Below are 4,134 nucleotides of genomic sequence, written 5' to 3'. Positions count from 1 at the left end.
CCCGGGGCGCCGGGGCAGCGGCCTCCCGTGGCGCCGACGTGCGGACTCCGGGCCCGCACTGCGCGTGGAGGCGGCCTACTGCGCTGAGGTGGTCGGGATGACACTCGAGGCGATGGGTGTCCTGCTGCCGGCCGGCGACGCCAGTTGGTACGACCCGGGCCGATTCTGGAGCGGGGACGCGCTGCCGCTCGCCCCGGGGTGGGGCTACGGGCGGGAGGTCGCCGTCACCGTTCCCGGTGGAGGAAGCCGGGATCGGTGAGCGTGGGTCAGCCGCCGAGGACCGCGGTGCTCAGGTCCGCCTCCGCGGCCTCCGGCGCCACGACCAGCAACTCGTCGCCCGGTTCGAACGGCACGTCGGGTTCGGGGGCTATCACTCTTCCCCCGCGGAGGATCGCCACCAGCGCCGCGTCCCGGGGGAAGCGGACGCGTGAGACCGGTCTGCCCGCGAGGGGGGTCTGGTCCGGCAGCGTCACGCTCACCAGATTGGCGCCGCCGCGCCGCAGGGTCATCAACCGCACGACGTCCCCGACGGAGACCGCCTCCTCCACGACGGAGACCATGAGTCGGGGGGTGGAGACGGCCACGTCGACGCCCCAGCGGTCGTCGAACAGCCACTCGTTCCGGGGGTCGTTGACGCGGGCGACCACGCGGGACACGGCGAACTCCGTCTTGGCCAGCAGGCTCACGACCAGGTTCACCTTGTCGTCGCCGGTGGCCGCGACCACCACGTCGGACTCCTCCGCGCGGAGTCGTTCGAGGAAGCCCAACTCGCACGCGTCGCCGACGAGTTGCCGGGCACCGGTCACCCCGTCGCGGTCGAAGACCGCCGCGCGCTTGTCGACCAGCGTCACGGTGTGGTCGTTGGCCAGGAGTTCGCGTGCGATCGATCGTCCCACCACGCCGGCCCCGGCCACCAGGACCCGCATGGTGGAGGCGTGGAACGTGCGGGCGGGGGCGCGGTCCAGCAGGCCGGCCCCGTCGGCGTAGTCGGGGACCGAACCGTCGGGGACGGGATCGCCGGTCACGGGTCGGTCAGTCATCAGATGGTCCTCGCTCCAGGATGTCGTCGAGATCGTCGACCACGCCCGAGGGAACGGCGAGGTGGATCAGGTCGTCGGCCTGCACGAGAGTGCTGCCGCCGGGCACCCTGCACTCCCCGAAGCGGGTGAGCGCGACCACGGTGCCACCGACCAGATCGGCGAGAGACGCCAGTCCCACGCCGACCCACACCGACGGAGGGACGACGGCGACGAGCGACACCTCGCCGGTCTGATCGCGCCAGACCACCGGGCTCGACCCGGACGTGATGTACCGGATGAGGCGGCCGGTGGCCCAGGGCACCGTGGCGACGGTGGGAATGCCCAGCCGCTCGTAGACCTCGGCGCGTCCGGCGTCGTAGATCCGGGCGATCACCCGCTCGACGCCGAAGGTCTCGCGGGCCACCCTCGCGGCGATGATGTTGGAGTTGTCCCCGGAGGAGACCGCCGCGAACGCGTCCGCCCCGTGTAACCCGGCGTCGACGAGGACCTCGCGATCGAAGCCGAGCCCGGTGACGGTGCGTCCGTCGAACTGCTCCGCCAACCTGGCGAACGCGGCGGGGTCGCGGTCGATCACCACGACCTCGTGACCGCCCTCGTCGAGCTCGGTCGCGAGCGCCGCGCCGACACGCCCACAGCCCATGATGATGACCCTCATGGCCAGTACCGCTCCTCACGGTCCGCGACGCGCGGACCCGTCCCGATCACGCTACCCTCGTCGGCGGCGCTGTCCCTGCGGCACGCGGAGCCCTACGATGTGTCGGTGTCCAGGATCTCCAGGGTCTCCGTCGGAATCAAGCGCCTGCTGTTGGGGCGCCCCTTCCGCAGCGACACCACCGGGGACACCCCGCTGCGCAAGCGGATAGCGTTGCCGGTCTTCGCGTCGGATGCGTTGTCCTCGGTCGCCTACGCCCCCGAGGAGATCTTCCTCATCCTGTCGTTGGCCGGGGTGTCGGCGCTGGCGTTCACCCCGTGGGTCGGGCTCGCGGTGGCGGTGGTCATGGTGGTCGTGATCGCCTGCTACCGGCAGAACGTCCGCGCGTATCCGTCGGGCGGGGGGGACTACGAGGTCGCCACCGTCAATCTCGGGCCGAACGCCGGTCTGGGTGTGGGGGCGGCCCTCCTCATCGACTACGTGCTCACCGTGGCGGTGTCGATCTCGGCGGCGGCCGCCAACGTCGGCTCCGCGATCCCGTTCGTGCACTCGAACGAGGTGGTGTTCGCCGTCATCGCGATCGTCCTGCTCACCGCGATCAACCTCCGGGGCATCCGGGAGTCCCGCGCGACGTTCGCCATCCCCGTCTACGCGTTCATGGCGGCCATGACCGCGCTGGTGGTGTGGGGGTTGTTCCAGGTCGGCGTGCTTGGACGTGAGCTGAGGGCGGAGTCCGCGGAGTTCGAGCTCGTCACGCCCGACGGCGTGGCGGTCGCCGGGCTCGCGCTCGCGTTCGTGGTGGCCAAGTCCTTCGCCTCGGGCTGTGCCGCGTTGACCGGGGTCGAGGCCATCCACAACGGCGTGCCGGCGTTCCGCAGCCCCAGGGCCAGGAACGCCGCGACGACTCTGGTCATGCTCGGCGTGGTATCCATCTCGTTCCTGCTCGGGCTCATCGTGCTGGCCAACCAGCTCGGGGTGCAGGTCGCGGAGGACCCGGCCACCCAACTGATCGGTGCGCCGGAGGACTACCAGCAGAAGACGATGATCGCGCAGCTGGCCGACCCGGTCTTCGCGGGTCTCCCTGTCGCCTTCTACGTGATCATGACCATCACCGCCCTCATCCTGGTGCTCGCGGCGAACACCGCCTTCAACGGTTTCCCCGTGCTCGCCTCGGTGCTCGCGCGCGACAAGTACCTGCCGAGGCAGCTCGCCACGCGGGGGGACCGGCTCGCGTTCTCCAACGGGATCGTCCTGCTCGCCGTGGCGGCGATCGTCCTGGTGGTGGCGTTCGACGCGCAGGTCACCGTGCTCATCCAGCTCTACATCGTCGGGGTCTTCGTGGCCTTCACTCTGAGCCAGCTCGGCATGGTCCGCCACTGGACCCGGCGGCTGGGCAACGAGCAGATCCCCGCCGTCCGGCGACGGGTGCAGCGCGCACGGGCGGTCAACGCGGTCGGGTTCGTCCTCACCTCCGGTGTGCTGGTGATCGTCATGAGCACGAAGTTCTTCGCCGGCGCCTACATCGCGGTGCTGGCGATGCTGGCCGTGTTCGGGGTCATGAAACTCATCCATCGTCACTACGAGTCGGTCGCGCGCGAACTCGAGGACTCGTCCTGGGAGGTCGTCCTCCCGAGCCGCACCCACTGTGTGGTGCTGGTGTCCAAACTGCACCTGCCCACCCTCCGGGCACTCGCCTACGCGCGGGCGACCCGACCGGACACCATCGAGGCGCTCACCGTGAACATCGAGACGGCGGAGACCCGGATCCTGGTCCGCGAGTGGGAGAAGCGGCGGATCTCCGTGCCGCTCAAGGTGGTGGAGTCGCCGTACCGGGAGATCAACCGGCCGGTGGTCGACTACGTGAAACGATTGCGTGACCAGTCGCCCCGGGACGTCGTGATCGTGTACATCCCGGAGTACGTCGTGGGCCACTGGTGGGAGCAGCTCCTGCACAATCAGAGCGCGCTGCGTCTGAAGACCCGACTGCTGTACGAGAGGGGTGTCATGGTGACCAGCGTCCCGTGGCAGCTGTCGTCCTCGGACGGCCGCGCGGACCAGGCGCGTGACGAACCCATCATCGGGCGCTGGGGCGGACCGGAGGACCGATGACCCGGACGGAGAGAACCGACTGGACGGGGCGTGTGCTCCGGCTGCGCATCGAGGGCCCCGCGCAGGGCGGGGAGTTCGTGGCCCGGCATTCCGGGCGGGTGGTGTTCTGCCGGGGCGGGATCTCGGGGGAGCTGGTCGAGGTGATGATCCACGACGACCCGGGACGAGCCTTCTGTCGCGGCACCGTGACCGGCGTACTCGAGAGGTCGGTGGACCGGATCGACCCGCTGTGCCCCGCCGCGGCGGCGGGTGCGGGGTGCTGCGACTGGAGCCACATCGACCCGGCGGCCGCCCGTGCGTTCTCGGGGACCGTCCTGGCCGACCAGGCCCGCC

4 protein-coding genes and 1 pseudogene are annotated in these 4,134 nt (G+C 70.6%); 3 read left to right on the top strand and 2 right to left on the bottom strand.

The window, feature by feature from the left end; translation table 11 throughout:
- Window positions 1-259: pseudogene (locus G6018_RS00600) on the top strand (hypothetical protein); the annotation flags it as partial.
- A gap of 7 nt (window positions 260-266) precedes the next feature.
- Here G6018_RS00600 and G6018_RS00595 read toward each other — a convergent pair.
- Together G6018_RS00595 and G6018_RS00590 are read right to left on the bottom strand one after the other, a co-directional pair.
- Window positions 267-926 carry a TrkA family potassium uptake protein gene (locus tag G6018_RS00595; RefSeq protein ID WP_182609329.1) on the bottom strand — a complete coding sequence of 220 codons (660 nt, stop codon included), beginning with the start codon at window positions 924-926 and terminating at the stop codon, window positions 267-269.
- Window positions 927-1,032: 106 nt separating this feature from the next.
- Window positions 1,033-1,695 (bottom strand): TrkA family potassium uptake protein, encoded by a 663-nt coding sequence (locus G6018_RS00590; protein ID WP_182609328.1) that lies wholly within the window; start codon window positions 1,693-1,695, stop codon window positions 1,033-1,035.
- Between the two features lie 114 nt (window positions 1,696-1,809).
- Here G6018_RS00590 and G6018_RS00585 point away from each other — a divergent pair, with 114 nt between their 5' ends.
- Both G6018_RS00585 and G6018_RS00580 read left to right on the top strand, forming a co-directional pair.
- Window positions 1,810-3,801 (top strand): amino acid permease, encoded by a 1,992-nt coding sequence (locus G6018_RS00585; protein ID WP_182638461.1) that lies wholly within the window; start codon window positions 1,810-1,812, stop codon window positions 3,799-3,801.
- The coding region (locus tag G6018_RS00580) for a TRAM domain-containing protein (protein WP_347237753.1) at window positions 3,798-4,134 on the top strand (337 nt) is incomplete at its 3' end. The genes G6018_RS00585 and G6018_RS00580, both read left to right, overlap by 4 nt.

This window comes from Dietzia sp. DQ11-44 (genome assembly GCF_014145205.1).
GTDB lineage: Bacteria > Actinomycetota > Actinomycetes > Mycobacteriales > Mycobacteriaceae > Dietzia > Dietzia natronolimnaea.
This window is presented reverse-complemented; position numbering and strand designations above follow the sequence as displayed.